This window comes from Undibacterium sp. Ji22W, from assembly GCF_049340305.1.
Lineage (GTDB): Bacteria > Pseudomonadota > Gammaproteobacteria > Burkholderiales > Burkholderiaceae_D > Undibacterium.
The window spans coordinates 1-25,089 of sequence record NZ_JBMPOU010000003.1; the positions used below are offsets into that span (position 1 = coordinate 1).

The following is a 25,089-nucleotide window of genomic DNA, read 5'->3' on the forward strand; positions in this document are numbered from 1 at the left end:
ACGTCCCAATTCGGCTAATAACATCCTCGCCTATTTCTGAAGAATAATTCCTTCAGTTCATCCTAAATTTCCCAAATACTTCTCCCATCAACCTCCCCTGATCCTGTTCTCCGCTTTACCTGCACATAGAATTTACTACTGATTTCAAGATCCATCAGCTAGCTGAATGCCTGCTGAGGTATAATGTGCGCAGTATTCACTGGGGAGTAGCCTGTTTTCTAATGTCAAGCTTGGAAAATAGACGTATCAACATACTTGACCAACCGGTCATGGTGCGTGTGATTTAGGTGCGAATTATTCGCGCACGAATTTGGCAAGACCTTTGAACACTTATTTTCTCTCACTCGGGATGGGCTAGGAAATAGGTTGTTCATTGCGTCGTTAATTTCAATGCCCATCCAATTCAAATACCATGGAAGCATTTTTAGTTTCAACATTCGCAGTCAGCATCGGCGAAATCGGTGACAAAACTCAATTACTAGCACTTTTACTTGCGGCAAGATATCGTAAGCCTGCTCCTATTATTCTGGGCATATTAATTGCAACTCTGTTGAACCATACACTTGCAGGGTTGCTAGGGCAGTGGGTCGCCAGTCATATCTCGCAAGATGTGTTACGTTGGGCGCTCGGGCTGTCATTTCTTGGGATCGCCGGCTGGACACTTAAACCTGATGAAATTGACAGTAACGGATTGGAAGAGGGACGTTTTGGGGTTTTTCTTTTGACGACGATTAGTTTTTTCTTCGCAGAAATTGGAGATAAGACTCAATTAGCGACAGTTGCTTTAGCGGCTAAATATGTCGATTTAACTTGGGTCATCGCAGGTACAACTTTAGGTATGTTGATCGCTGACGTGCCTGCGGTATTCCTAGGGAAAGTTGCTTCGCCAAACTTCCCATTTCATTATGTTAGATGGTTAGCAGCAGCAATTTTTGCTATTTTGGGCATTGTTGTTCTTTTCCGCATGGGCCCATTTTAGAATCGACTTTGACTTTACTAGCTCGTGAGATGGCTATTACGCTGTTATTAAGTTGTTTTAGGTTATTAAAATTACTCTGATTAATCGTGAGCCGAGCTTCGATGATTTGATCGGCAATAAATACAGAAAGTCTGCTATGAGCGCATATGTTTTGCCAAAAGGATCCTTGGTTAAATTGGGGAGTCTTTCGAATTATTTGTATTCCTTCTTTAACAATGGAGTCCCTGAAAATTTGCCACGTGTTGGATTGCAGGCGTTGAATACAGATCAAAAATTGTCAGAGATTAGCGGGATTTACCTTGGTGAGTTGATGGCTTATTTTTCGGCTGCAGCTGAATTTAGCAAGATGACGGCAGAACTTTATGCGGCGCATGAAGATGTTCTCAATAATTTCGTGCAACATTTACAAAGTGCCCGGGGGCAAAAGCCTTTAATGGACGATTTGGAAGACATCGCAACGCACATTGGATTACCAATCGTACTAGAGGTTGAGTTAGGCGAGGACTGCGAAGTCTTTGCTGACACTCACTTCGAAAATCCGGAAAATAGTGAAAAGAGCTGGAAGTTTTGGCGTAGTGTTGTGTTGAAACGGGCAGGCGGTATTCCGGCTGCTTGGATTAAGAAGTTTTATTTTCCTCGTTTGCTTGATTATCGCGATCTAAGCACTGCTAAAAATCCCCGTATCCTGGAGCAGACTATCGATAGTTCATTGATGGTCGGTGGATTAATGCAAGCGTGGCATAAAGATGCGCCTGCAGATTTACTAGTCGCTTTTAAAAAGCAATACGGTCAAATCAATTTTTCTCAGAGCTTGGCATTTGATGCAAATGCTTTAGAAAGATTTTTTAACTTTAATAGTATGATAGATCCAGCCACGCGTTTATTGAACCTGATGACCATATGGCAGGATCTGGATGCACTCGCGAAGAAGCAGGAAATTCCTTTAATCTGAAATGGCAGAATTAGCGCTTCGTCATCGCACTTAGCAGCTGCCCTTTCAATGTCTTGATAAGGGCAGTTTCATCTGGTGGCATACCTTCATCCGCTGGATAAATACGATCTGCGTAAAACAATCCCAAGGCTTTTTTATCGATTATTAATGGTAGCACTATAAAGCTACGGGTATCCGGCAGTAAATGTTTGTGCCAAGACGGTAAAATGGCCTGTATTTTGGGATTTAAGGCATCTGTAATCATCAGATCGACATTATTATTCATCGCTACATGGAAAATTGAATTATCAGCCTGCGCGGAAAACTGAAATTCTTTTTGGCGTTCCATATACTTTTCGCCGACCGAAATACGTGCTGAGTATTTTGCCTGTTGAAGATCGCGCAGACAAGCGGTCGCAAATCGAAATCCCATAGCGGCATACAACGTTTCCAGTACCAACAGTACTAAATCGTTGAGCTTTAGTTCTTTCGATGCCAGCATTTGAGTCGCATCTTGTACGCCTGCAAGCAGTAGGTCTCGCGCGTTCGTGGGTTTTCCGCTCGGATGACGCTCGATTGATTGCAATCGTTGCGTATCAAACGAAGGGAGCATGAATTCATTACAGAAGTCACTATCTTTCACAACACCAGCGCTGGCTGCTTGGTCTATGCGAGCGAGTGGGACCTCTAAGGTAATCGCCAATTGACGTGCTTCTTTATCGACACTTTTTAATATAATTTCTAGTTGTTCAGCATTGAAATCTAATGCGTTACCGAAGCGTTTGATCAAAGGCGCGCAGCGTTCCTTGACAGATAACTTGCTATCGCTTTGGACTAGAATGGATGCTACAGCTTCGCTGAGGTTGGCAACCTGTTTTACCCATTCTGAATCTTGAGTGGATTTTTTCGGCTCACCATAAATAGGTTGCAACGCCAAAATAATACTGTCCGGAATTTTCCAGTCTTGTAAAACACTCTCTCCAAAACGTTCAAAACTACATCCCAATAATTCGTTGCAGACTCCGATAGCATTCTGTGAATCTTCCTTGGAGAGCACTTGAATTTTATCGTAGAGCAAATGGTCGAATGAAGCCACTAGGATACGACCGATATTTTTAAATAGCGCAGCGACTGCAGCTTCTTCACTCTTCGGGTGACGATTGTGCCGCGCAATTTCGCGTGCTGTAACGCTTGCGCACAAGGCTTGAACTAATTCTTTTCGGACGGATTGGGCTTGTTTTTGATCACGAAACCCGTCGACCAAGAGGGTTGCTAATGCGCTAGCTTTAATCGTATCGAAACCTAGCAAGAAAATGGCACGGGAAATCGTCGTGACCGAAACACCGCCCAATGTTCGATATGTGATCGTGTTGGATAAATGTAATATTTTCTGTGTGAGGGCGACGTCAGATAATATGAAGTGTGCTAATTCTGAAACAGAATCCTCACCGGAGGACGTGATCTGGACGACCTTGTTGATAGCGACACCAAGAGTCGGTAAATTTTTGTCGCTGCGAATTTTTTCCAACAATCGTTCGCGAGCGCCATGGATTGATTGAGTGTTATTGATCACAAAAACCTTACACTATTTAGAACGTACAGCATCAATTCCAAATCGTTTTTGTAATTCACTATACAAACCGCGAATTGCTTTGAGGCGCGGATTCATAGGGTCCAAACGTGCTGCTGAATCAATGAGTTGTTTTGCCAGATTGCCGGTGGCGAGGTCCCAGCCGAGATTTTCTATGCATTTGAGTGCAGCTAAGGCAGCGTTTAAAACGACTTGAGGATTGTCTGGTGATTTACGCGCGGCACTCGACATCAGCTCGACTGACCCACGATAATCCCCCTCTTTCGCCTTTTGAACACCGAGGGCAACAAGATCTTTCACTTCCTTTTGGCTGCGTTGTGCCAACTCTTTACCCAAATGCCCTTTACCTGCACTCTCAAAGACGCCAAGCGCTTTGCTGACCATGTTTTGATTGGGAGCATTACGCATCACTTCCATAATGACTTCGGACGCAGCATCCTCTCGGTCATTTTCGAGACAGCTTTTCGCCAAACCCAACTTCAATTCATTTGATAAGCCAATCTCTTCACGGTTAGCTTGCACTGCCGCTTCCAGCTCCTCTCCAAGTTTCGCAATGTCACCAGTCGAGGCATGCACCATGGCTGCGGAAATTGCCCGACAAGCCTCCGTTTTCTTGATGCCCGACATACTTTTCTCTAAATCGCGGATGACCGATTTTGCCTGATTATGGTCGCCTTTTTTTACCAGCGCATTGACCAGATTGACATGATCTTCTGGATCGCGGAATTCAGAATATTTTGCTTTGCTGACAACTTTCTTGAGTACGTTTTCAGCAGTTTCAATATCACCTGTTTCCAGCGCAAGTGCACCTAATTTCCGGAGGCGCCTGACTGCATGGGGTGAGACCGTAACTGCAGTATCAAGGACTGATTTGGCTTCTGGTAGGGCACCAATAGCCTCGTGTGTTTTGGATAGCCAGTCGTAGGCATCCATGTATTTTGCGTTTTCCGAAACGAGATTACTGAGAATACTTTCCGCCTCGTTGTAGCGTCCTTGCATGAATAGCGTCTTTGCTAAACCTAAACGAGCCCAAGCAACAGCTTTCATCTCAAATAGCTTAACATATAGTTCCTCCGCTTCCGGTGCCTCTCCCAAGGTGACGTGTAACTCAGCCCGTAAGCGCATAAAGTCGACAATATATCGCGGATAGTTTTTTTCGCCCTCTAGACAAGCGTCGATTGATTCACGTACAAAGCCTTGCTCCATTAGATTGAAGACTTCAATAAACGCTTTGCGTTTTTCTATCGCCTTTAATACGCGCTCTAATAGCATGTCTGCAGTAAATGGCTTGAGTAGATAATCCGATGGTGCTAATTCGGCAGCGCTGACCACTTTCGCATAAGCGCGTTCAGCGGTGACCATAATAAAAATCGTCGATAGCGGCGTCAGTTTGTGATGGCGGATATCTTCCAGCAATTGTTGCCCATCTTGTCCTACGCCAAGCTCATATTCACATAGAACTAAATCGAACACTTTGCTTTGAATGGCGCGCACCGCACTGCCGGCAGTTAGTGCATGTTCAATCTTATTGATGCCGCACAAATTGAGCATATTATGCAAGCTGACGCGCATGCCCGCATGTGGTTCAACAAGTAAAGCGCGTATGTCTCCTAAGTTGCTCATGAAACCCTTTGACAGTGATTGTATTGGCGCGATTTGGTTTGTTTTTCGCCACGCACACGATGAATCCTACGAGTAAGCGACTAAGCTATCATTGACCTTATAAGTGACGGCCACTTTATGCTAAAACTTTAACCGATTAGTCCTTTACAATGTAGCTGTGTAGCAATTTTTTTCAAGACAATTAAAACAACGTCGTTGGAATGCGACGCTATGTTTCATTTGAGAAATTTAGCGACTAAAAGAATCACTAAGGAAAGTAAGATCGTTGAGGCAAATGGAATGGTAAAGACCTTACCAAATAGCTTGAAACGCAAGTCACCAGGCAATCTGCCAATGCCGATTTTGTGTAGCCAAGGTAATAAATTTGCAAATAAGACTAGCCCTACAAAAATAACGATGACCCAACGTATCATAAGTTTTCTTTCAATGAAAATTTCTTACTCAGCTAGTTTTTAGCTGGTTTAAAGTTTGTGGCTACGGTCAAATCGGAATAGATTCTGCGCGAGTTGTTCTGGTAATTCGACGTCGGCTCCAAGTATCAACACTTTAAATAACTCACCCATTTCGGCTGGTGAGGTGAGTTTTTGGATTGCATTACTTGCTGGAAGATACTGTTGACTATCTTCAACTGGGATCCTTTCTAGCATGTCTGTGATGCCACAACCGAGCAAAAATCCTGCTTGACTGGTATAGCTCAATAGGTCCAAGCCAGCACTGACACCAGCAATCGCGATTGCGGTGAAATCGACATGCGCGGTGATATCTTGCAATCCCGGTAAATAGAAGGGATCAGGATGCGCATGATGTCGATAGTGACACATGAGCGTACCTTTGTCGCGTTGCGAAAGGTAATATTCATGCGCGGGGAATCCATAATCCAACCAAATCGCGACACCGCCTTGCCCAGAATCTTTCTTACCTTCTAAAAGCATCGCAGCGATACTTCGCATAAAGGCGATCTCTACCGGATGTATTTCGCTAATATAGCCCGTGGGTAAATTTTCAGATTCTGGAATCTGTGCTATCAAGTCGACAATCTCATGATCTTGATCCTCCATATTTACGAGCTTTAATGTTTGCGCCGAGGTGGGGTCGAGTGCTACCCCTAAGCGGGTCCAGCCTCGCTCTGACTTCATAACAAGTTCAACCGGCATCGCATCAAGGACTTCATTTCCTATGATAACGCCAGAAAAAGCGGTGGGCATTTCTGCTAGCCAGACCACTTGCGGAAAGCCTTTTAAACAATGTTCTTGTCGTGCTCTAAGTTCGCCGGACAATTCCACGATAAAATAGCGCTTTAGCGGGATATTTGAGCGCTGGCATTCTGACAAGATATCAAAGGCCAGTTTGCCGGACCCAGCGCCAAACTCCAAAACATCGGTAGCCGTTTGTGAAAAGAGTTGATGAGCCACATGCGCGAGGGTGGCACCGAATAACGCACTCATTTCAGGTGCCGTAGTGAAATCACCAGCGGCGCCTAATTTTGCGGAACCACCGCTGTAATAGCCTAAGCGAGGTGAGTAAAGTGCCATTTCCATATAGCGTGAAAATGGGATGACGCCACCGTGACCGGTGATTTCAGCTGCAATCAGTTCCAGCAATTGCTGCGAGGCGCTTTGTGCGTCGATAGATGGTGCTGGCAGAGCAAGTCTGTGGTTAGGAGTAGGATTGAGTTTTTGCATTTCAGCATTGTATTAAAAAGCCGGACGATTCCGATCATTTAGTGAAAACATTTTCGCTAAATGCTGTATCAAATAATGTGAGAAAAACTGTTATGGTGCCTGCGCGGCTATTTCTACATGCCATAACTGATCTTCATAGCGTAGAAAGAAAATAAATATGAGTTCAGTTAACCCTATCCCCGTTGCCTTGGTGACCGGCGCTGCTAAAAGGATAGGCCGTGAAATCGCCCTTGCATTGGCACAGCGTGGCTGGGATATTGTTGTGCATTACGGCCGGTCAAGCTATGAAGCAGCCCAATTGGTGTCCGACATTGAACGCTTAGGTCGACGTGCCTTGGCAGTGCAGGCAGACTTGGGCAACGTTTCGCAGATCAAGCGAATTGTGCCGCAAGCGCTTGCTTATTTTGGCCGTTTAGATTGCGTTGTGAACAATGCATCGCTATTTGAAGCTGACAATATGGATGATTTTTCGCAAGCTTGCTTAGATAAACACATGCATGCAAATTTAATGGCTCCGTTGATGTTAGCGCAAGACTTGTATGGGAATTTACCAGAGGACGCGCCGGCTGGTATGGCGGTTGTGGTCAATATTCTCGATCAGAAATTATTTAATCTGAATCCTGATTATGTGTCCTACACTTTATCGAAAGCCGCTTTGCAGACGGCGACTACGATCCTAGCGCAAGCTTTGGCGCCCAAGGTCAGGGTCGTTGGTATTGCACCGGGTTTGTCTCTAGTATCCGGTGATCAGAGCGTCAGTGATTTTGAGGCTGCACATAAAGTGACGCCACTGGGGCGTTCCAGTACGCCTCACGATATTGCAGAAGCTGTGTGTTACGTGGCGACGGCGAAAGCGATTACGGGTACGACAATACTGGTTGATGGCGGTCAGCACTTGATTCCGACCCAGCGGGATGTGATGTTTCTGGCGACCGCAAATAGCGATCGCAAGCCCTAATTGACTTGTTTTTGATCGAATTATTTTTAATTTATACGTTTTTTGAAGCGACTATTTATGTTATCCATACTCCACCACCCGCAACTTGCCGATTGTCGTCGTTTGTTTTTACGCAACTACGAGATCTCTATCAATATCGGCGTCCACGAATTTGAAAAGAAGGGCGAGCAGCGTGTGATGATCAATGTCGATCTTTACATTCCGCTGGCATTGTCGACACCAAAAGACGATCAGCTCGATGAGGTTGTGGACTACGATTTTATGCGCGGCACGATTGCAGCCCGCGTTGCACAAGGACACGTCCATTTGCAGGAAACGCTGTGTGATGATGTCGCAAGCATCATGTTAGCGCACCCGCGCGTCCGTGCCGTGCGCGTTTCTACGATGAAGCCGGACGTCTATCCCGATTGCGAAGGCGTAGGTGTAGAAGTGTTTCAAATTAAAAACGAAATGTGAGTCAGTCTATGCAAGTCATCTCTATGCCAACTTCGGCGAAAATAGCGCAAACCGCATCGACTCGATCACCTGAAAAAATCGCTTACGAAAACAATAAATTACATAAGCGCTTATGTCGTTTGGTCGGCCAAGCGATCGGTGATTTCAATATGATAGAAGATGGCGATAAAGTGATGGTCTGTCTATCGGGCGGAAAAGACAGCTATGCTCTACTCGATATCTTAATGACTCTGCGTGAACGTGCACCGATTCATTTCGATATCGTTGCCGTCAATCTGGATCAAAAGCAGCCAGGTTTTCCTGAAGACGTCTTACCTGCTTATTTAGATAAATTAGGCATTCCGTACCACATTGAAAATCAAGATACCTACAGCATTGTAAAACGCTTGGTACCTGAAGGCAAAACGACCTGCTCATTGTGTTCCCGTTTGCGTCGCGGAATTTTGTATCGCGTCGCCGATGAATTAGGTGCAACCAAGATTGCGCTTGGCCATCATCGTGACGATATTATGGAAACTTTTTTCCTGAATATGTTCTTCGGTGGCAAACTCAAAGGTATGCCGGCTAAATTGCAATCGGACGATGGTAAACATATTGTGATTCGCCCACTAGCCTATGTAAAAGAATCCGACACAGAGCGCTATGCCGAGGTGAAACAGTTCCCGATCATTCCTTGTAATTTATGCGGCTCACAAGAAAATTTGCAGCGTAAACACGTCAAGCAATTGATGCGGGATTGGGACAAACAGCACCCGGGTCGCGTCGACAATATTTTCTCCGCCTTATCGACGGTTGTGCCATCCCATCTGATGGATAAAGATTTATTTAATTTCCGTGATTTGGCTGTGACTGGCGAAGCGATGCCGGACGGTGATATTGCATTTGACGAAGAGCCTTGTGCACCGCCGGTTAATAGGGTGATCAATGTAGATTTGGAACAGGATTAAGTAGTGAAACTCTTTAAAAAATGCGCCCGAGTGGCGCATTTTTATTGCGCGGTAAAGTAAGTGCCTGTTCTCCAATAAATTTCATCCCCATAGGCGGGCGTTCATCGCGACAAAGTCGTCGTTTATCGCATTGCTACGCTGATCTGCCGCACGGCATTTACACTCTTTGGATGGGGTAATTGTTTGTAGATTCAGTCAGAGTCGATCATATTTCCCCAAACTGTGATGAAGTAGTGATAATGCAAAACAAAATTAAATTATAGGAAATTAAGACTCGCCAGGATTATGATGTCGTTTTTAATAAGATTGATATTTCTGTGGTTATGTAAATCGTGATAAGGCAATGCAACTTAAAAGTATTGCAGAATAAAGAGTAGTCCCTCTCGATCAATAAAAAAGAAAAGGAAAAAATGATGTCGTCAAATGCAATTTCTGTCATCGGAAAACTATTTTTTGAACCAAAAGCCGCTTTCGAGTCTCTGAAAGAAAATTCCAAACCTTGGTTGCCTTTAGCACTGATCATGGTGTCGACTCTGGCGCTGTTCTATTGGTACTACGCGACCGTGGACTTCTCTTGGCTGATCGATCATACCTTGAGCGCCAAGCCGGATATGAAGGCTGAAGAGCGTGAAATGGTCACTAAAATGTTGACCAAAGATCGCATGATGATCACAACCTTGGTCGGTGCTTTGATTGGCATGCCAGTCGTGTTTGCCTTATACGGCTTGTACTTTATGTTGGCATCAAAAGTGATGGGCAGCGCGATTTCGTATGGTAAATGGTTTGGTTTTGCAGTGTGGGTCAGCGTCCCTACTCTGATAGGTGCACCATTGATGGCATTACAGATTGCAACTGGTCATGGTCAGGTTTCACTGGAAGGCCTGAATATGTTGTCTTTGAATTTCTTAATCGCGAATTTGCCAGCGGATCATGCATGGGCGGGTTTGATGAATAATCTGAGTTTGACAACGTTCTGGACGATGTTTTTAACCTTTGTAGGCTTCCGTGTATGGACTGGCCGAAGTGTCGCTAGCTGTGCGTTAGCCACAGCATTGCCTTACGTCGTGATCTATGGTGTTTGGGTCGCTAAATTGATGTTCTTTAAATAAACGGTAACGATGATGAATAAACGTAAATTGCTGGGGATAGCGGTCATTGCTGCAATTATTGTAGTGCCCGTAGTCATTAAATTTTCAAGTAGCAAGCCCAAGCTAGAAGTCGAACTAGCTGCGGTCACTAAGAAAGAAATCCAACCCTCGATTTTGGCATCGGGAAATTTTGTGTTCCGTCAACAGGTGCAATTGTCGAGTGAAGTGATCGGTAAAGTCTCAGAAGTGCTGGTAAAAGAGGGTGACAAGATACAACAGGGTCAAGTGCTGTTGCGTCTTGATCCCACCTTGATCAAAGCTGAGGTCACGCAGCAACGCGCGATCGTGCGCAGTGCACAGGTCAATATTGAACGTGCACAATTGAATGTCGATCGTCAACAAGTCAATGTGGACCGCAGTCGTCGTCTTGCAGAAGCAAAATTTATCGATACCAGTAAGTACGAAGATGCAGCGCATCAGTTTAATGTCGCCAAAGTCGATTTGCATGCGGCGCGCGAAAGTATGCAGCAAGCAAGTGCCGCATTAGATCAGGCCTTAAAGCGTTTAGATAAGACTGAAGTGAAATCACCGATCAGCGGCACGGTCACGGCGGTACAGATCAAGATTGGTGAAACGGCGGTCGCTAGTGCAACCGGTATGGCGGGTTCATCGTTGATGACGATTGCCGATGTTGGCAGCATTATGGCTGAAGTGAATGTGGATGAAGCAGACGTCGCAAAAGTGATGGTGGGACAAAAAGTGAAGGTCTATCCAGCCGCATTTGATGATCAGCCTGTTGCCGGAATTGTGGAGGAGGTCTCGATGGCGCCAAAAGTGGCGATCGCTGGTGCTTCACAAGGGAAAAGCTACGTGGTGAAACTCAGTCTGGCTGAAACAATGTTGGGGATACGTACCGGGATGACTTGCCGCGTAGAGATTATTACTGGTGGCGGCAGTCCAAAGCCCGTGTTGCCGATTCAGGCGATCTTGACCGGCGATAGCATGAAGTTGGATAAAGACGTCAAAGAAAGTAAAGAGACAATTAAAGGCGCTGGCGTGGTCTTCATTATGAAAGATGGCGTGGTGCGCAAAAAAGAAGTGAAGGTGGGCATCGCTGACGATAATAATCAGGAAATTTTATCTGGCGTCGCTGAGGGAGATACCGTTGTGGTCGGACCAGCACGTGTTTTGCGTAGTTTGCGCGATGGCGATCAGGTGAAAGAATTGAAGGCTGCTGACAAGGCTGACAAGGCTGACAAGGCAAATACAGCAAAGCCAACCAGCGTATCAGCTTCCACATCTAGTGCTGCTACATCCAGCGCTTCTGCCAGTGCGGACGGGAAAAAACCGTGATTACCCTGACCGCAATTGAGAAGACTTACCAGATGGGCGATCAGACTGTGCATGCCTTGCGCGGTGTGGATCTGCACATCGAGCGCAATGAATTAGTCGCGTTTATCGGTGCTTCCGGTTCTGGTAAGTCAACCATGATGAACATCGTCGGCTGCCTGGATCGACCAACCGCGGGAACATATCAACTCAATGGACGAGATGTGGCGACCATGGAAAGTGATGAGCTGGCATTGGTGCGCAATGCCGAGATTGGCTTTATTTTCCAAAGCTTTCACTTGCTGCCACGTGCTACCGCACTCGACAATGTGGCACAGCCTTTGATCTATCGCGGTATTGGTTATAAAGAGCGAAACCGCTTAGCGGCGGAGGCTTTGGATCATGTCGGTTTAGGTTCACGTATGCATCATCGTCCGAATGAACTGTCAGGGGGGCAAAGACAACGGGTCGCGATTGCCCGAGCCCTAGTCGGCAAACCAGCGATTCTGTTGGCGGATGAACCGACGGGTAATCTGGATTCCAGCACCAGTTTGGAAATTTTAGACCTGATTAAAGAAGTGCACAGGAATGGCCAAACGGTCGTGATGGTCACGCATGAGCCCGATATCGCGGAGCAATGCCACCGTATCGTGCGCTTGCACGACGGCCGCGTCTTGAGTGATGTGCGCAATGTACCTAAGGTATCAAAGGAGTAAGTATGTTTCTATTATTAGAAAGTGTGCGTTCCGCCCTGAATTCAATTCGTGCCCATCGTATGCGGAGTTTCTTGACGTCGCTTGGCATTATCATCGGCGTTGCTTCGGTAATCACGGTGATTTCTCTGATTCAGGGTTTGTCGAAAAGTGTGACCAAACAGTTTGAAGGTTTGGGGGGGAATTCTTTAACCATCACTGCGCATAACACCATGAAGGATGCGATGCGTGGCAAATTTAATGAATTGCGGTTTGAAGATATCGAACAATTGCGTACCCATGTCGATGAAATCGCGGATGTAAGTCCTTTGTTTCTGCTGTCGGCTCCGACCGTACGCTTTGGTAGCACTGATACCTCAGCGCGTATCATGGCAACGACGCCAACCTATCAAGAAGTGCAACAACGCTTTGCCAGTATGGGGCGTTTTCTGAGTGATTCCGACGAATCGAGTGCGCGTCGGGTGGCAGTGATAGGGCCTAAGTTAATTGAGTCTTTGCACCTACCTGAAAATCCGATTGGTCAATACATCAGCTTTAGCAATGAGTGGTTCAAGATTATTGGCGTGATGGAAAAACGCGGCGAATTATTCGGAATGTCGCAAGATGATTACGTGATTATTCCTTTTCGTACTGGACGTAGTTTGATGGGAAACAACCAGCGTTTGCGCAACATGCAGTTTACGGTGTCGTTGAAAGATATTTCTAAGCTAGAGGATGTGAAACCACGTATCAAATCTGTCATGCGTAAGTCACACAAGTTAGATCCAGATGTTCCCGATGATTTTGATATGGAATCCTCTGATCAGTTATCCAAGAGTCTGGACAATATTACCGCGACTGTGACCCTGGTGATGGGGGGGATTGTTGGGATCGCTTTGTTGGTCGGCGGTATTGGCATTATGAATATCATGTTGGTATCGGTGACTGAACGTACGCGTGAAATTGGGATCTGCAAAGCGATCGGTGCACGCAGTCGTGACATCATGATGCAGTTTTTGATCGAAGCCGTTACGCTTTCCGTATTAGGCGGTTTGATTGGCTTGATACTCGGTTATGGTTTGGGATTTGGAATCTCAAAAATGATTCCAGATTTTCCCGATGCCGTAGTGCCGTGGTGGGCAGTCGTCTTGTCGTTTGTTTTCTCGGCCGGTGTCGGTATTGTGTTCGGTGTGATGCCTGCCAGCAAAGCAGCGAAGCTTGATCCTATCGATGCCTTACGTTATGAGTAAATAACAATCTGCGTCGTTATCTGATTTGGGTATAAGATCTTAAAAAAAAGCAGTGGCATACAATAAATGCCGCTGCTTTTTTATTGACCAATTGATCTATTTATTGAGTCGTGAACTTAACCAGTCCTTACCTTCAACGATGCGTGTCACCATCATCGACGACACCAGGTCGCCATTCGCATTAAGCAAAGTTGCAATCGGATCGACCAACGTGCCAATCACCATGGCTACCGGTAATGCTTGTTCCATAGGAAAACCAAACGCGGTAATCGCGAACACTTCGCCGATATATCCGCCGTTAGGAATGCCCCCTTCGACGACGGATACAACGACTGTGATTCCCATAATCGCCAATAGCATTTCTGGCGCTGAAAAATTCTTACCGAACATCGCAAACAGCAAAGCGAGTTTAATGATGGACGACATGCTCGAACCATCCTTGTGGATAGGTGCGCCTAAGGGAATCACGATATTGCGCACATAATCGGGAATCCGCATTTTCTCTGCGGCCAGTAAATTTGCCGGGATAGTGGCAATACTACTGCAAGTGCCGACGGCTGTTAAGGCTGGAGTCAGATTGTTTTGCCAGAACACGCGCAAGCCTAAACGTCCGGCTGCAAGGTAGGCATACAAACTAAAGAAGATCACGAAATACGCGAGGCAAGTGGCATAGTACAAGGCCAACGGGTGCACATACACGCCCAGCAATTGCGGTCCAAACACGCCGACCTGATAGGCAAAATAAGCGCCCAAGCCCAACGGTGCCGTTTTCATAATCATCTCTAACAACTGCTTCATCACTTCGTTCGCAGAATCGAGAAATTGCGCAAACACTCTGCCTTTTTCTCCGGCGCGCAAAGTCGCAAAACCAACAAGCAGAGAAATCAAGATCAACGCCAACATGTTCTTACGCGCCATTAACTCGAAGAAATCATTGACTGTTAAAACTTGCGTCAGACTCGCGCCGCCACTTGGCGTAACAGCCGAATGTGCGCTGGCAGGATTATCAATCAGTGCTTGCGCCACCATTGTGCGCAAGGTATTGTCTTGATCGATAGGAAACAGCAGCATCACACTTGTCATTACTGCGGCGGAAATCAAAACCGTCAGCAAAAAGACGCCTGCCACGATACCGAATAGTTTTCCTAAATGCTCGGTTTTCTGTAGATTCGCAATCGATGAAGCGATCGTAAAAAAAACCAGTGGAATGATGGCAGTAAACAAAAGATTGAGAAAAATATCGCCAAGAAATTTGATGCCTTCGACTTTGTTGCCAAACAAAAATCCGACTAAACTCCCTAAGCAAATGCCTCCCAATAACAATAATATGCTGGCGTAATTACGCAAGGTACTGGTCGATTCAGTAACGACTTTTTGCATATTTATTTCCTAGTCTATTTTTGCTGGAATCTGTACATCGCATACGCTGAAGTCAGCACCTTTATCACGGCGTGTTTGCGCGATCATTTTTTCCATTGCTGCGGGACTAGCGACACGGATTATTGGTCTGTCTTTCGCAGGGAAATCCGCAAGCAGGCGCACTGTTTTCATGATATCCGGTTGCGCTGGTGGTTCACCATGCGTTATGCTCAGCAACACATCGTTGCCTATCACGACTCGGCCAAATACGGTGTAATCGCGATCCAGACGACGACTGGCATCCAACATAAAGTAAAGCTCACTATTCGCCGAATCACGTGGTTCATTGCGTCCCATCCCCGCAACACCGGGGCAATGTGCGCCCCATGCGCGCAAACTACCGTTGCTGTTTTTGATGGTGTCAGTCAGTGGCAAAGATTGGAATGGAACACTTCCCAGAAAGCCAGTGGCAGCATCGCTGCTGAGTGAGGCGAAATTGTTCACTGCAGAGTAGCCTAACTTAAACATCATTTCAGGTGGCAGATTGGGGTAAGCGGTGCCGCCGCCATCTTTATTATTCGGGTTGCCAGTTTGCGCTACAAATTTCGCGATCACACGATGAAATTGCAGGCCATCGTAGACTTTTTCGCGTGTCAATAATTTGATTCTTTCGACCGCTTTGGGGGCCATTTCTGGGCGCATCTCTATGATCATACGGCCTTTGTTTGAGTCGATGATTAGGGTGTTGTCGGGGTCCAATGTGCGCCATTGTTCTTGAGCCGTGGCAGGTGATACGAGACCTATGGTCAAAACACTGACGGCGAGGGTGATAAGGACGGTAGGGAGGCGAAGTGGAAATGTCGTTTGGCCAGAAAATTTCATGCGGGCTCCAGAATCAAGTGAACACGAGGTGAGTGAAATAGGGATATAGGTGAAAAATTCTTTGATGGCCTATTGTAGGGAAGGTGAGGTGCTTCTGCCAGTGCTATTTATGTTGCTATCCTTGAAAAAATGGCTTGAATCCAGATCGGAATCAAGCCATTTTGGGGGGCTATTTGTTGCTCACCTGTGCCAGTCAGGTTTAATGTAATTGCGGTGCACGATGCACCTTCGAACCATGTCCCGCGCTCGGCTGATCGCCACGCATCTTAAACATGTGGACGACCTGAGTTAATGCTCCAGCTTGTTCTTGCATCGCTGTTGCCGCCGCTGCTGCTTGTTCAACTAAAGCAGCATTTTGTTGAGTCACATCATCCATTTCACGGATTGCGACATTCACTTGCTCGATGCCTGTCGCTTGCTCATCCGATGCCTTGGTGATTTCTTCCATGATATGGGTGACGTGCTCGACGCTCTCGACGATTTCTTTCATCGTCGCACCGGCCTGATCGACCAATTGTGTACCGCGTTTGACGTTATCAACCGAGTCACTGATGAGCGTTTTGATTTCTTTCGCAGCACTGGCGGAGCGCTGTGCCAGACTGCGCACTTCGGATGCGACTACCGCAAAACCACGGCCTTGCTCACCCGCGCGCGCAGCTTCCACGGCCGCATTCAACGCCAGAATATTGGTTTGGAAAGCGATTCCATCAATCACAGAAATAATATCGACGATTTTTTGTGAGGAAGTATTAATTTCGCTCATCGTATCAATCACATTATTCACGACTGCACCGCCTTTGACCGCTACGCTGGATGCCGATGCTGCCATTTGATTGGCATTGCGGGCGTGAGAGGAGTTGAGTCTGACCGCATCTGTTAAGGTCAGCATAGACGCCGCTGTTTGTTCCAAAGCACTCGATTGGCTTTCTGTCCGTGCTGACAAATCCATATTTCCTTGCGCGATTTCGGTCGAGGATGTCGCAATCGCATCAGTGCCTTTTCGTACCTCGCGAATAATGTCACGCAGGCTATTTCGCATACTGAAGATAGAAAACAACAGACTGGTTTCATTCTTGGTATCGATTTCGATGTGAACGGTTAAGTCGCCTGCGGCGATTGCACTGGTAATGTCGACTGCGTATTGTGGTTCGCAACCGAGTTGCTTAACCAAACCGCGCGAAATAAAGAAGCCGAGCGCAAAGAGTAACAAAGACAAAATGCCGACAACGACGAGCAGTTGTATCGCGCTTTGATAGACGATGGCGTCGACGGTATCAAGATAAACACCTGTACCGATGACCCAAGACCACTGTTGATTGAGCTTCACATACGCTAATTTACCAACAGGTTTAGTGCTGTTCGGTTTAGGCCACATATAATTTACAAAGCCGCCGCCCTGACTTTTTGCAATATCCCGCATTTCTACGTACAGCAATTTTCCGCTTGGATCTTTATTGTCCGATAAATCTTGACCATCCATCGCAGGCAAAATCGGATGCATCACCATGCGGGGATGCAGGTCATTGATCCAAACATAGCCGTTTTCACCAAAACGTAGATGCTTTACCGCGATAAGCGCCGCTTGCTTGGCTTCAGACTCACTCATTTTGGATTCGGTGACGAGCTTTTGATAGTGCTCAACTAAGGTGTTCGTTAGCTCTACCGCATTTTTGATGCTGTTCTGATTTTCTTTCAGAATCGCGTTTTTTTCATTGTTTAAAAAAATCGCACTTAATACAACGATTCCCAGAATGGCACTAACGACCAGTGCGCCCAAGCGCTTACTGACACTGATTTGATGAAGCTGGCCAAACAAGCCTGACATAGTATTCTCCTGATTATTTTTCTATTGACCCTGAAATTAAAAGGCCTCGCCTAGCGCACACCAAAGACTAATTGGCAGAGCTTGAAGCGAGGCAATTGAGGTCAAGGACTTGCGATTTTCCGAATGTGCAAGGACCGTAAGGTCATGTGCATTGAGTAATGAATTAACTCAGACATTCAACTGACAAAATCCTACCACGCAGACAGGGCTTTGTAGAAAGCATTTCTCGGTATTGTATTGTGAGACAGCAACAAGTCATCTACATTTAGCGCGAAATCCATCCGCACGCGTGGGACGTGCGATCCAAAGATTTTCCTGATGCCGGAATTGATTGTTTCTTTATCTAACCTGTTTTGACAGCAACGCATTGCTTAAACGAGATGTCAACAAGCACGCACAAGCGGCGATTTTTACTCAATCTTGCCAAGGTTTTGATGCTAGCGAGTTAAACAATTATTTTGCCCTGTTGCGCGTATTCGTGCCGACACCCACAGCGGTAAAGATTGCTAGCATCTGGAACATGCCGATACAGGCAAATACCCAGTGGGGATGATGGGCATCCATGATGGCACCGAAAAGTGCTGGAGAAAAAGCAAGCCCAATGTCGAGTCCGGAATACACCACGCCGTAGACCCGTCCTGTGGCATTTTTGGGTGATGCAGCACGAATGAGTAAATCGCGTGATGGGCCGGCAATGCCAGCGCCCAGACCAACAGCCCCCATGAGCACGACTGCCATGATAGGAGAAACCCAACCGGTCGATAGCAGTAAGGCAATGATTGCTGAAAATGAAAATGCCACGGTGATGGTACGGTCATGGTCCGTCGTTTTAGCGGCAATAAATCCTCCCCAAATCATCCCTACTGCGGATGTCAGCATATACGCTGTATAGGCTGCAGTGGCCCATGCTAAAGACATGCCATACACCTCACGCAAGGCAGTCGGTGAAAAACTTTGGATCCCACCAATGCCCATAGAAATCATGAAGAAGAACAGAAAGCACATCCATACTGCCGGTAACCGCATGAAATGAAACACGCTATTGTCGTGACTTTGTTGGCCGGCGCTGCTGGTGTTAGTCACCGTATGCGGTTTAGGATCGGTATGCAGTAAATGACGATAGCTGAATAGAATGATCATGACAATCAGAGGCAAGGCCGCGGCCGCCATCAGCGCGATCCGCCAATTGTAGAGATTGGCCAGACTGACCAAAAAGACAGGTGCTGCTGCCCAGCCGAGGTTGCCGCTGATTCCATGTACAGAAAACGCATGACTCAGGCGTTGGGTTGTCACGCATTTATTGAGTATCGTGTAATCGGCTGGATGAAATACGCTATTCCCGAGCCCCGCTAGCATCGAGCCCAACATCAACACGGCATAATTCGGCGCAACCGCAAGTACCACTGCTGACAGCGCCAAGCAAGTAATGCCAAAAAAAAGTACTGCTCGCGCACCAATTCTGTCGACCACAAATCCAGCTAGCGCCTGACCTATGCCAGAGACGACAAAAAAGGCGCTCATTAAAATCCCGAGTTCTGCATACGACAGACTAAATGCCTCTTTTAGCCAGGGAAACAGAGGCGCCAGGATCATATGGAAAAAATGCGAAATACCGTGCGCGAGTCCGACCAAACTGATCACAACTGCATCTTGTTTTAAGCTGTTCGGCGTTGGTATTTGGTTTGGATGGGCAGCAATGCTAGTCATGACTTCTTCTTTCTGCGGGGGAATAAACAAGATAACGCGAATTCGTAGAATTCAGGGGCTTAGTTTACGGAAAAAACGCTCGTCTGTTTTGAGATAAACAGTCATAATTTATCGAATATTTGCCAATTCCCATCGTTTTGACTGTTTAAAAGAAAGAGGTTAACGATGCTGCAAGCACCTATCACGCACACGGGCTCACCGCCAGCGAATCTGTCACCCACCGCCGGACGTCCGGTGCGAGTAGTCGCGCGCAATTTGGAAGCAGATGAATTATTACGTGCTCACCACCATGCTTGGGGTCAGGTGACATACGCCTTGGATGGCGCGGTGCAGGTGAATGCGAATCAGCAAACCTGGTTCGTGCCGCCGCTGCGGGCGATTTGGATACCGCCACATGTGGTGCATGAAGTGCGTACTTTAGAGCGCGCCCAGCTCAGGGCAATTTATGTAGATTCATCAGTCGCCACTATCTCTGGAAATGATTGTGTGGTGTTAGAAGTCTCTGGATTGATGCGGGAATTGGTGCGTACACTGACACAGTTAGAACTGAGCGATGATAATCTGTCGCCTCCAGCAATCGCGACGCATGGCATACCGCAATCGCGGTTGCAGCGCGAATCGCATCTAGCAGCATGCCTGTTGGATGAGTTGGCACACGCCGCGCCATTACCCTTAAATGTCCCCATGCCGCGTGATTCGCGCTTATTGAGTTTATGTGAAATGTTGATTGCCGATCCAGCGTCTCCTTTGAGCTTGCAGGATTTGTCGAAGCAAGTTGGGGCATCGGAACGGACGTTAGCGCGACTATTTCAGAGCGAAATGCAAATGAGTTTTGGATTGTGGCGTCAGCAAATGCGGCTGGCGCGCGCAGCTCCCTTAATTGCCAGTGGTAAACCCTTATCGGTGGTTGCTGCAGAATTAGGCTATGCAAGTCAGTCGGCGTTTTCGGCGATGTTTAAAAAAACCTTTGGGCAAACGCCGTCCAGTTTTTTTAGAACATCAGAGCGCGACTTCGATTGATTTCCTAGTTGACCGATAGTTGAAAACTGCCACAAATCAGGTCGTGTCAGCTGCAAGATATTGGGTGAGCGCCACTTTTAAGGGATCAATAAATTCCAGCATGTCAGAAAATAAGTGTTCCACATCAGTAAAATCGTGATTCTTCCCTTTGAGTTCAATTGCCTTTGCTAGCGATACGATAGGTTTTGCATTAAAGTTGCCTACCAATCCTTTGAATGTATGTGCGCTTCTGTAAAGCAATTCAGCATCCGTGGTTTGGATCGCCTGACGAATTTCGTCCAGCTGTTTATCACATGACTCAAGGAACATGGGGGTAATGATATGCAAAATTTCTTCGTCACCTTGTGATAATGCTTCATAAAAATCAAAACGGTGAGCGTTGAGGCTGGTCGGTTGAGACATGATTTCGTCTGAAATTTCTGCGATCCGACCGGCTCCGATGTGCGCATTTTTAATGTCTTTGTGTGCCGCTATTAGATCGAGTGATTCTCTCAGATTGTCCGATTTAATGGGTTTAGACAAGTAGTGGTCCATCCCAGCTTCAAGGCATCGTTCGCGATCACCTTGCATTACATTGGCGGTCATCGCAATGATAGGGATGTGCTGACTGCCTGTTTCCATGCTGCGGATAATTTGTGTCGCTTCGATGCCTCCCATTTCCGGCATCTGCATATCCATCAATATGACGTCGTACGGCGCGCTGACAAATTTTTCAATGGCAATCTTGCCGTTTTCTGCTAGATCGGCGTGATGTCCCCATTTGCTAAGCAAACTCAGTGCGAGTTTTTGGTTAATGGGATTGTCTTCCGCGACTAAAACACGCAATGGCGTTTGCTTCTGATGAGTGGGGTCTGCGATCAGATCAATATAGTGAATGGCACCGGTCGCAATACCTTGAAAAATAGCTTCAATCGCCACCTGCAATTCATTTTGACTGATGGGCTTATGGACGTAGCCATCAATACCCGAGGTGGCTGATTTTTGCGCATCGTCTAGTAATCCAGCTGACGATAGCATCAATATTTTGGCGTGACCAGACAACTGTTTTTCCCGAATTTTTTCAGCCAGTTGAAATCCATCCATCTCGGGCATACACGCATCTAATAAGATCAGATTGAATTGGCGCTGCTGTTCGGCATTGCTCTGCAAAATTCTTAAGGCTTCTTGCCCGCTACTCGCGACCTCAACGTCCATTTGCCAACTACGTAAAGTATCGCCTATGTATTTCTGGTTGATCGCATTGTCATCCACGATCAGGGCACTAAGACCTTGTAGATGCATCGCATATAAAGGGCTATTTCCGGTATGACTTACGCCAAAATCAGCGGAGAAGTAGAAACAGCTGCCACGTCCGATATCGCTCTGTGCACGCAATTGACCGTTCATCGCCTGTACCAGACGCGAAGAAATTGATAATCCTAAGCCTGTACCGCCATATTTGCGGGTAGTTGAAGCGTCAGCCTGACTAAACGGCTGAAAAATATATTCCAATTTTTCTGCTTCGATGCCAATTCCCTGATCGCTTACAGAAAAATGCAGGCGTGCGTTATCGCTATGTAACTCGACCAGATTAATGTCTATCGTAATGGTGCCCGCATCGCTAAATTTGATCGCATTGACCAGTAAATTACTGAGCACCTGACGCAGTTTTCCCGGATCGCCTATCAATATTTCAGGTAGTTCCGGATCAATCTGGTAGACCAGTTCAATGTTCTTTTGCTCCGCACGTAAAGATGAAGCCTTCAACATCGTCGCGATTAATTCCCTGATAGGAAATTCGATTTTCTCGAGTATCACTTTACCCGATTCAATTTTGGAGAAATCAAGGATGTCATTAATCACGTCTAATAAAGAATTAGACGACACCTTGACCAGGTCGAGATATTCACGTTGTTGCGTCGTTAAGTCTGTGTCGAGTGCTAATTCGGTCATCCCGATGATACCGTTCATGGGCGTGCGGATTTCATGGCTCATCGTAGCTAAGAATTCGCTTTTCGCTTTGCTCGCATCTTCGGCGCCGATTTTTGCGCGTATCAACGCTGCTTCAAATTCTTTGCGACTGGTGATGTCACGACATGATCCATAAATGCTGCCATCAGGGAGCAGCGCTGCACTCATTTCGACCGGCACACTTTCACCATTTTTTTTAACGAGGCGGATTTCCTGCCTCATCAGTTTTTCTTCCCGGAGCCTATCAGTAAAAGAGATTCTGGCTGTATCACGATGTTTTTCCGGAAGCACTTGATAGATGCTCATACCAAGCAGTTCTTCGCGACTGTAGCTAAGCATATTGATCGCAAGATCATTAACGTAAATCCACCGTTCATTTTTATCCGCCACAAATACCGCATCAGCGGCATTGTCCAGAATCATACGCTGTTTATTTTCGCTTTCACGTAGCGCAGCTTCTGCCGCCAAGCGCGCTGTGATGTCTTGAAACGCGGCTACTGATCCGACAATTTCACCATTTTCAAAGATCGGAGAAGCGACAATTGATACGGGAAATAGCTGTCCAGAACGATGTTGGAAATACTCCAGTTCAGACCGATACACTTGCCCTTTGGTCATCGCTAAATTAATCGCACACGCAGCATAGGAAACCTGCCCACCATCAATTTGCTGCGCATGAATCACATCATGGAGACTTTTGCCTTTCAAGTCTGCGAGTGACCATCCCAGAATCTTTTCAGCCTCTGGGTTGATGAAGCTGCAGTTCCCGGCGGCATCGAGTGTGTAGACACCTTCCCCCAAGGTATTCATCACGTTTTGCAAGAGCTGTTTACTTGATTCAATTTCCTCTTTGAGTAAACGTTCCTCGGTAATGTCGGTACGAATCGAAATGTATTGGTAAGGTTTTTTGTTCTCATCCAGAAACGGCACAATGGTCGCATTGGTCCAGTACATGCTGCCATCCTTAGCGCGGTTACGAATTTCACCGTGCCAGACTTTTCCCTGGGTGATCGTGTTCCACATCGCCGCAAAAAAAGCATCACTGTGCAGGCGCGAATTAACAATACGGTGGTTTTCCCCCATGAGCTCGTCGCGTTCATACTGACTAATCTGACAGAATTTATCGTTCGCGTAGATCAGACTTCCCTTAGCATCAGTAATGCTGACGATCGCATGTTGGTCGAGCGCGAACTGTTGATTCTCAAGCGCCGAGAAAGTATTTTGTAGTTCACCGCGAGTATGGAGAATGTCGCTCACAAGACCTGATAACAGCGTACTAAGATCCTCCAGACTCTCTTCATCTGCCAGATGCTTGCCCAGCTGCGCCAATACTTCATTGGTCGTCTGGCGCATCGTTTGCATTACTTGCTGGCGCAATTCAGATTCTTGCCGCAAATGTTGATTGGCGGCCATCAATTCGTCCGAGCTTAATTCCAGGCTCCGCTTGCCTAGTGCCAGGTCTCGATCTGACTGTTCATAGGCCTCGTCAACTTGGGCGAAAAACTGGCGCATACCCCGTAATGCAGTCCTTGCCGAATTACTCAAACCACTTTCTTCGCCGAGGTTTTCAAACTCAGTCAGAATGTCGTCTAACTGCGTTTCACATTGGATACCCAGCAAACGTTTGTGTTGTCTGCTTGCGAGTTTATGTGGCATTAATCGCTCTCAGCTAAGTAAGTGATCGTCATTGTTTGATTGTGCAGGCTACAGGCTTCGATTTGATAGCCGGGGCCGATTTCACCGTTTGAGTAAAACCCACATAACACGGTGTTATTCCCTAAGATATTTTGTACCGCTTCGACTTCTTCATCAACCCGACCGCCCATGACTAATTTTCGTCCGACACAACTGACGAGCAAGCCTAAGGCTTGGCCGTTTTGATTATTGGTGCTGGCGAGCGCTGCGTTTGCTGCTGTTTCTGCACCATCCACCAGATCGTTGGTGTGTGCATGCATCAGACGCAAGTAGCCTTCCGGATTGATGGCACCCGCCAAAATAAGGCTGCCATCCAATTCGTTGACTCCCAAAATAGTGCGAATTTGCCCCAGAGATTCACGGGCATTGCTCAGCATTTCGAAGGGAAACAGTAGTCCAGATCCAGGCAAATCTTTGGCGTAGTCGCCCAGGTAGCGTTTGTAGACCGCTAACGCAGATTCACCGTCGAGCTCATACAAGACATTTCCTATGCATTTGGTTACTTTTCTCGTTGGTCCAAATGGCTTCCAACCACCGAAACTTCCTTGTGACAGGATGAGCTTTTCACCTGAAAATCCGATGCCAACCAATTGAGTAGTAGAAACGCCTGCATTCGATAGGGTATAGGTCTTCACAAATGCACCGTTATCGCCAGCGAGCCCACCGGTGATTGGTAAGGAAGTGCCAAGCTCGCTAGTGATGCCTTCTATCATTGCGCTGCCGTTAATATTTACCCCTTGACCCAAAACAAATAATGCACGTAATTCAGGACTGTGCAGTTGCTTTGCCAGTCTCTTTCCGGCATCGAAGGAACTCTCCATGTCTGTGATGTCAGCCGTAACGACTTTAAATTCACTCGAGTCGAAACGGATTGCGGTGACGATGGTTGTATGTTCACTCACTCCGGTGGTAGTGATTTCACCCGCAGTGCTGCAGCCGACACGTTGTGCATCTGGAAAATAACTGACGAGTGCAGAATTCAAAGCCGGATTGGCAAAATGCTCGGTATAACCGAATACCAATAACAGCTGTGGACAGAGTTCGGATAAATTCTTTAATTTATCCAGATCAGTCACCAGATTTTTCAGTTCTACTTGTGCAATTTTCATATTAGTTATCCTGCGC

At 46.6% G+C, this 25,089-nt stretch carries 20 protein-coding genes and 1 riboswitch; of the genes, 10 read left to right on the forward strand and 10 right to left on the reverse strand.

Annotation, left to right across the window (positions count from 1 at the left end; genetic code table 11):
• Positions 1-189 precede the first annotated feature (189 nt).
• A riboswitch (yybP-ykoY riboswitch) is annotated at positions 190-389 on the forward strand.
• 23 nt (positions 390-412) lie between these two features.
• Together ACO0KW_RS12700 and ACO0KW_RS12705 are read left to right on the forward strand one after the other, a co-directional pair.
• A complete protein-coding gene (locus tag ACO0KW_RS12700; RefSeq protein ID WP_423053475.1) occupies positions 413-979 on the forward strand; it encodes a TMEM165/GDT1 family protein in 567 nt (188 codons plus the stop codon).
• A gap of 136 nt (positions 980-1,115) precedes the next feature.
• A complete protein-coding gene (locus ACO0KW_RS12705; RefSeq protein ID WP_423053476.1) occupies positions 1,116-1,931 on the forward strand; it encodes a hypothetical protein in 816 nt (271 codons plus the stop codon).
• A 10-nt stretch (positions 1,932-1,941) separates the two neighbouring features.
• Here the strand turns inward: ACO0KW_RS12705 and ACO0KW_RS12710 are convergent, their stop codons facing one another.
• The 4 genes from ACO0KW_RS12710 to ACO0KW_RS12725 form a co-directional block, all read right to left on the reverse strand.
• Positions 1,942-3,483 (reverse strand): HDOD domain-containing protein, encoded by a 1,542-nt coding sequence (locus ACO0KW_RS12710; protein ID WP_423053478.1) that lies wholly within the window; start codon positions 3,481-3,483, stop codon positions 1,942-1,944.
• A gap of 12 nt (positions 3,484-3,495) precedes the next feature.
• Positions 3,496-5,124 (reverse strand): tetratricopeptide repeat protein, encoded by a 1,629-nt coding sequence (locus ACO0KW_RS12715; RefSeq protein WP_423053479.1) that lies wholly within the window; start codon positions 5,122-5,124, stop codon positions 3,496-3,498.
• Between the two features lie 215 nt (positions 5,125-5,339).
• Positions 5,340-5,537 carry a DUF2905 domain-containing protein gene (locus tag ACO0KW_RS12720; RefSeq protein ID WP_423053480.1) on the reverse strand — a complete coding sequence of 66 codons (198 nt, stop codon included), beginning with the start codon at positions 5,535-5,537 and terminating at the stop codon, positions 5,340-5,342.
• Between the two features lie 48 nt (positions 5,538-5,585).
• Positions 5,586-6,806, reverse strand: coding sequence for a class I SAM-dependent methyltransferase (locus tag ACO0KW_RS12725; protein ID WP_423053481.1), 1,221 nt, complete (start codon positions 6,804-6,806; stop codon positions 5,586-5,588).
• Between the two features lie 157 nt (positions 6,807-6,963).
• Here ACO0KW_RS12725 and ACO0KW_RS12730 point away from each other — a divergent pair, with 157 nt between their 5' ends.
• The 7 genes from ACO0KW_RS12730 to ACO0KW_RS12760 all read left to right on the forward strand — a co-directional run bounded on the left by ACO0KW_RS12730 (position 6,964) and on the right by ACO0KW_RS12760 (position 13,526).
• Positions 6,964-7,764 (forward strand): SDR family oxidoreductase, encoded by an 801-nt coding sequence (locus ACO0KW_RS12730; protein WP_423053482.1) that lies wholly within the window; start codon positions 6,964-6,966, stop codon positions 7,762-7,764.
• A gap of 57 nt (positions 7,765-7,821) precedes the next feature.
• Positions 7,822-8,220, forward strand: a complete 399-nt coding sequence (locus ACO0KW_RS12735; RefSeq protein WP_423053483.1) for a dihydroneopterin aldolase — start codon at positions 7,822-7,824, stop codon at positions 8,218-8,220.
• Between the two features lie 8 nt (positions 8,221-8,228).
• On the forward strand, positions 8,229-9,167 hold the full coding sequence (gene ttcA, locus ACO0KW_RS12740) for a tRNA 2-thiocytidine(32) synthetase TtcA (protein WP_423053485.1): 939 nt from the start codon (positions 8,229-8,231) through the stop codon (positions 9,165-9,167).
• 410 nt (positions 9,168-9,577) lie between these two features.
• Positions 9,578-10,276 carry a Yip1 family protein gene (locus ACO0KW_RS12745; RefSeq protein ID WP_423053486.1) on the forward strand — a complete coding sequence of 233 codons (699 nt, stop codon included), beginning with the start codon at positions 9,578-9,580 and terminating at the stop codon, positions 10,274-10,276.
• 9 nt (positions 10,277-10,285) lie between these two features.
• The gene (locus tag ACO0KW_RS12750; RefSeq protein ID WP_423053487.1) at positions 10,286-11,608 is read left to right on the forward strand and encodes an efflux RND transporter periplasmic adaptor subunit; all 1,323 of its coding nucleotides are present in this window, start codon (positions 10,286-10,288) and stop codon (positions 11,606-11,608) included.
• Positions 11,605-12,300: an ABC transporter ATP-binding protein gene (locus ACO0KW_RS12755; RefSeq protein WP_423053488.1), complete on the forward strand. Its 696-nt coding sequence runs from the start codon at positions 11,605-11,607 to the stop codon at positions 12,298-12,300. Before ACO0KW_RS12750 ends, ACO0KW_RS12755 begins: the two co-directional genes overlap by 4 nt.
• Positions 12,301-12,302: 2 nt before the next feature.
• Positions 12,303-13,526, forward strand: a complete 1,224-nt coding sequence (locus ACO0KW_RS12760; protein ID WP_423053490.1) for an ABC transporter permease — start codon at positions 12,303-12,305, stop codon at positions 13,524-13,526.
• A 96-nt stretch (positions 13,527-13,622) separates the two neighbouring features.
• On the opposite strand, the gene ACO0KW_RS12765 is transcribed toward ACO0KW_RS12760, so the two are convergent.
• The 4 genes from ACO0KW_RS12765 to ACO0KW_RS12780 all read right to left on the reverse strand — a co-directional run bounded on the left by ACO0KW_RS12765 (position 13,623) and on the right by ACO0KW_RS12780 (position 19,299).
• The gene (locus ACO0KW_RS12765; RefSeq protein WP_423053491.1) at positions 13,623-14,906 is read right to left on the reverse strand and encodes a dicarboxylate/amino acid:cation symporter; all 1,284 of its coding nucleotides are present in this window, start codon (positions 14,904-14,906) and stop codon (positions 13,623-13,625) included.
• 9 nt (positions 14,907-14,915) lie between these two features.
• Positions 14,916-15,767, reverse strand: coding sequence for a peptidylprolyl isomerase (locus ACO0KW_RS12770; protein ID WP_423053492.1), 852 nt, complete (start codon positions 15,765-15,767; stop codon positions 14,916-14,918).
• Positions 15,768-15,966: 199 nt separating this feature from the next.
• Complete coding sequence (locus tag ACO0KW_RS12775; RefSeq protein WP_423053493.1) at positions 15,967-17,592, reverse strand: methyl-accepting chemotaxis protein; 1,626 nt, start codon at positions 17,590-17,592, stop codon at positions 15,967-15,969.
• A 453-nt stretch (positions 17,593-18,045) separates the two neighbouring features.
• Positions 18,046-19,299 carry an MFS transporter gene (locus ACO0KW_RS12780; RefSeq protein ID WP_423053494.1) on the reverse strand — a complete coding sequence of 418 codons (1,254 nt, stop codon included), beginning with the start codon at positions 19,297-19,299 and terminating at the stop codon, positions 18,046-18,048.
• A gap of 165 nt (positions 19,300-19,464) precedes the next feature.
• Between ACO0KW_RS12780 and ACO0KW_RS12785 the strand changes: the two genes are divergently transcribed.
• A complete protein-coding gene (locus ACO0KW_RS12785) occupies positions 19,465-20,319 on the forward strand; it encodes an AraC family transcriptional regulator (RefSeq protein ID WP_423053495.1) in 855 nt (284 codons plus the stop codon).
• Positions 20,320-20,355: 36 nt separating this feature from the next.
• On the opposite strand, the gene ACO0KW_RS12790 is transcribed toward ACO0KW_RS12785, so the two are convergent.
• The gene (locus ACO0KW_RS12790; protein WP_423053497.1) at positions 20,356-23,925 is read right to left on the reverse strand and encodes a PAS domain S-box protein; all 3,570 of its coding nucleotides are present in this window, start codon (positions 23,923-23,925) and stop codon (positions 20,356-20,358) included.
• Entirely contained in the window at positions 23,925-25,073 is a 1,149-nt protein-coding gene (locus ACO0KW_RS12795; protein ID WP_423053498.1) for an FIST signal transduction protein, read from the reverse strand. Before ACO0KW_RS12795 ends, ACO0KW_RS12790 begins: the two co-directional genes overlap by 1 nt.
• Positions 25,074-25,089: the final 16 nt, after the last annotated feature.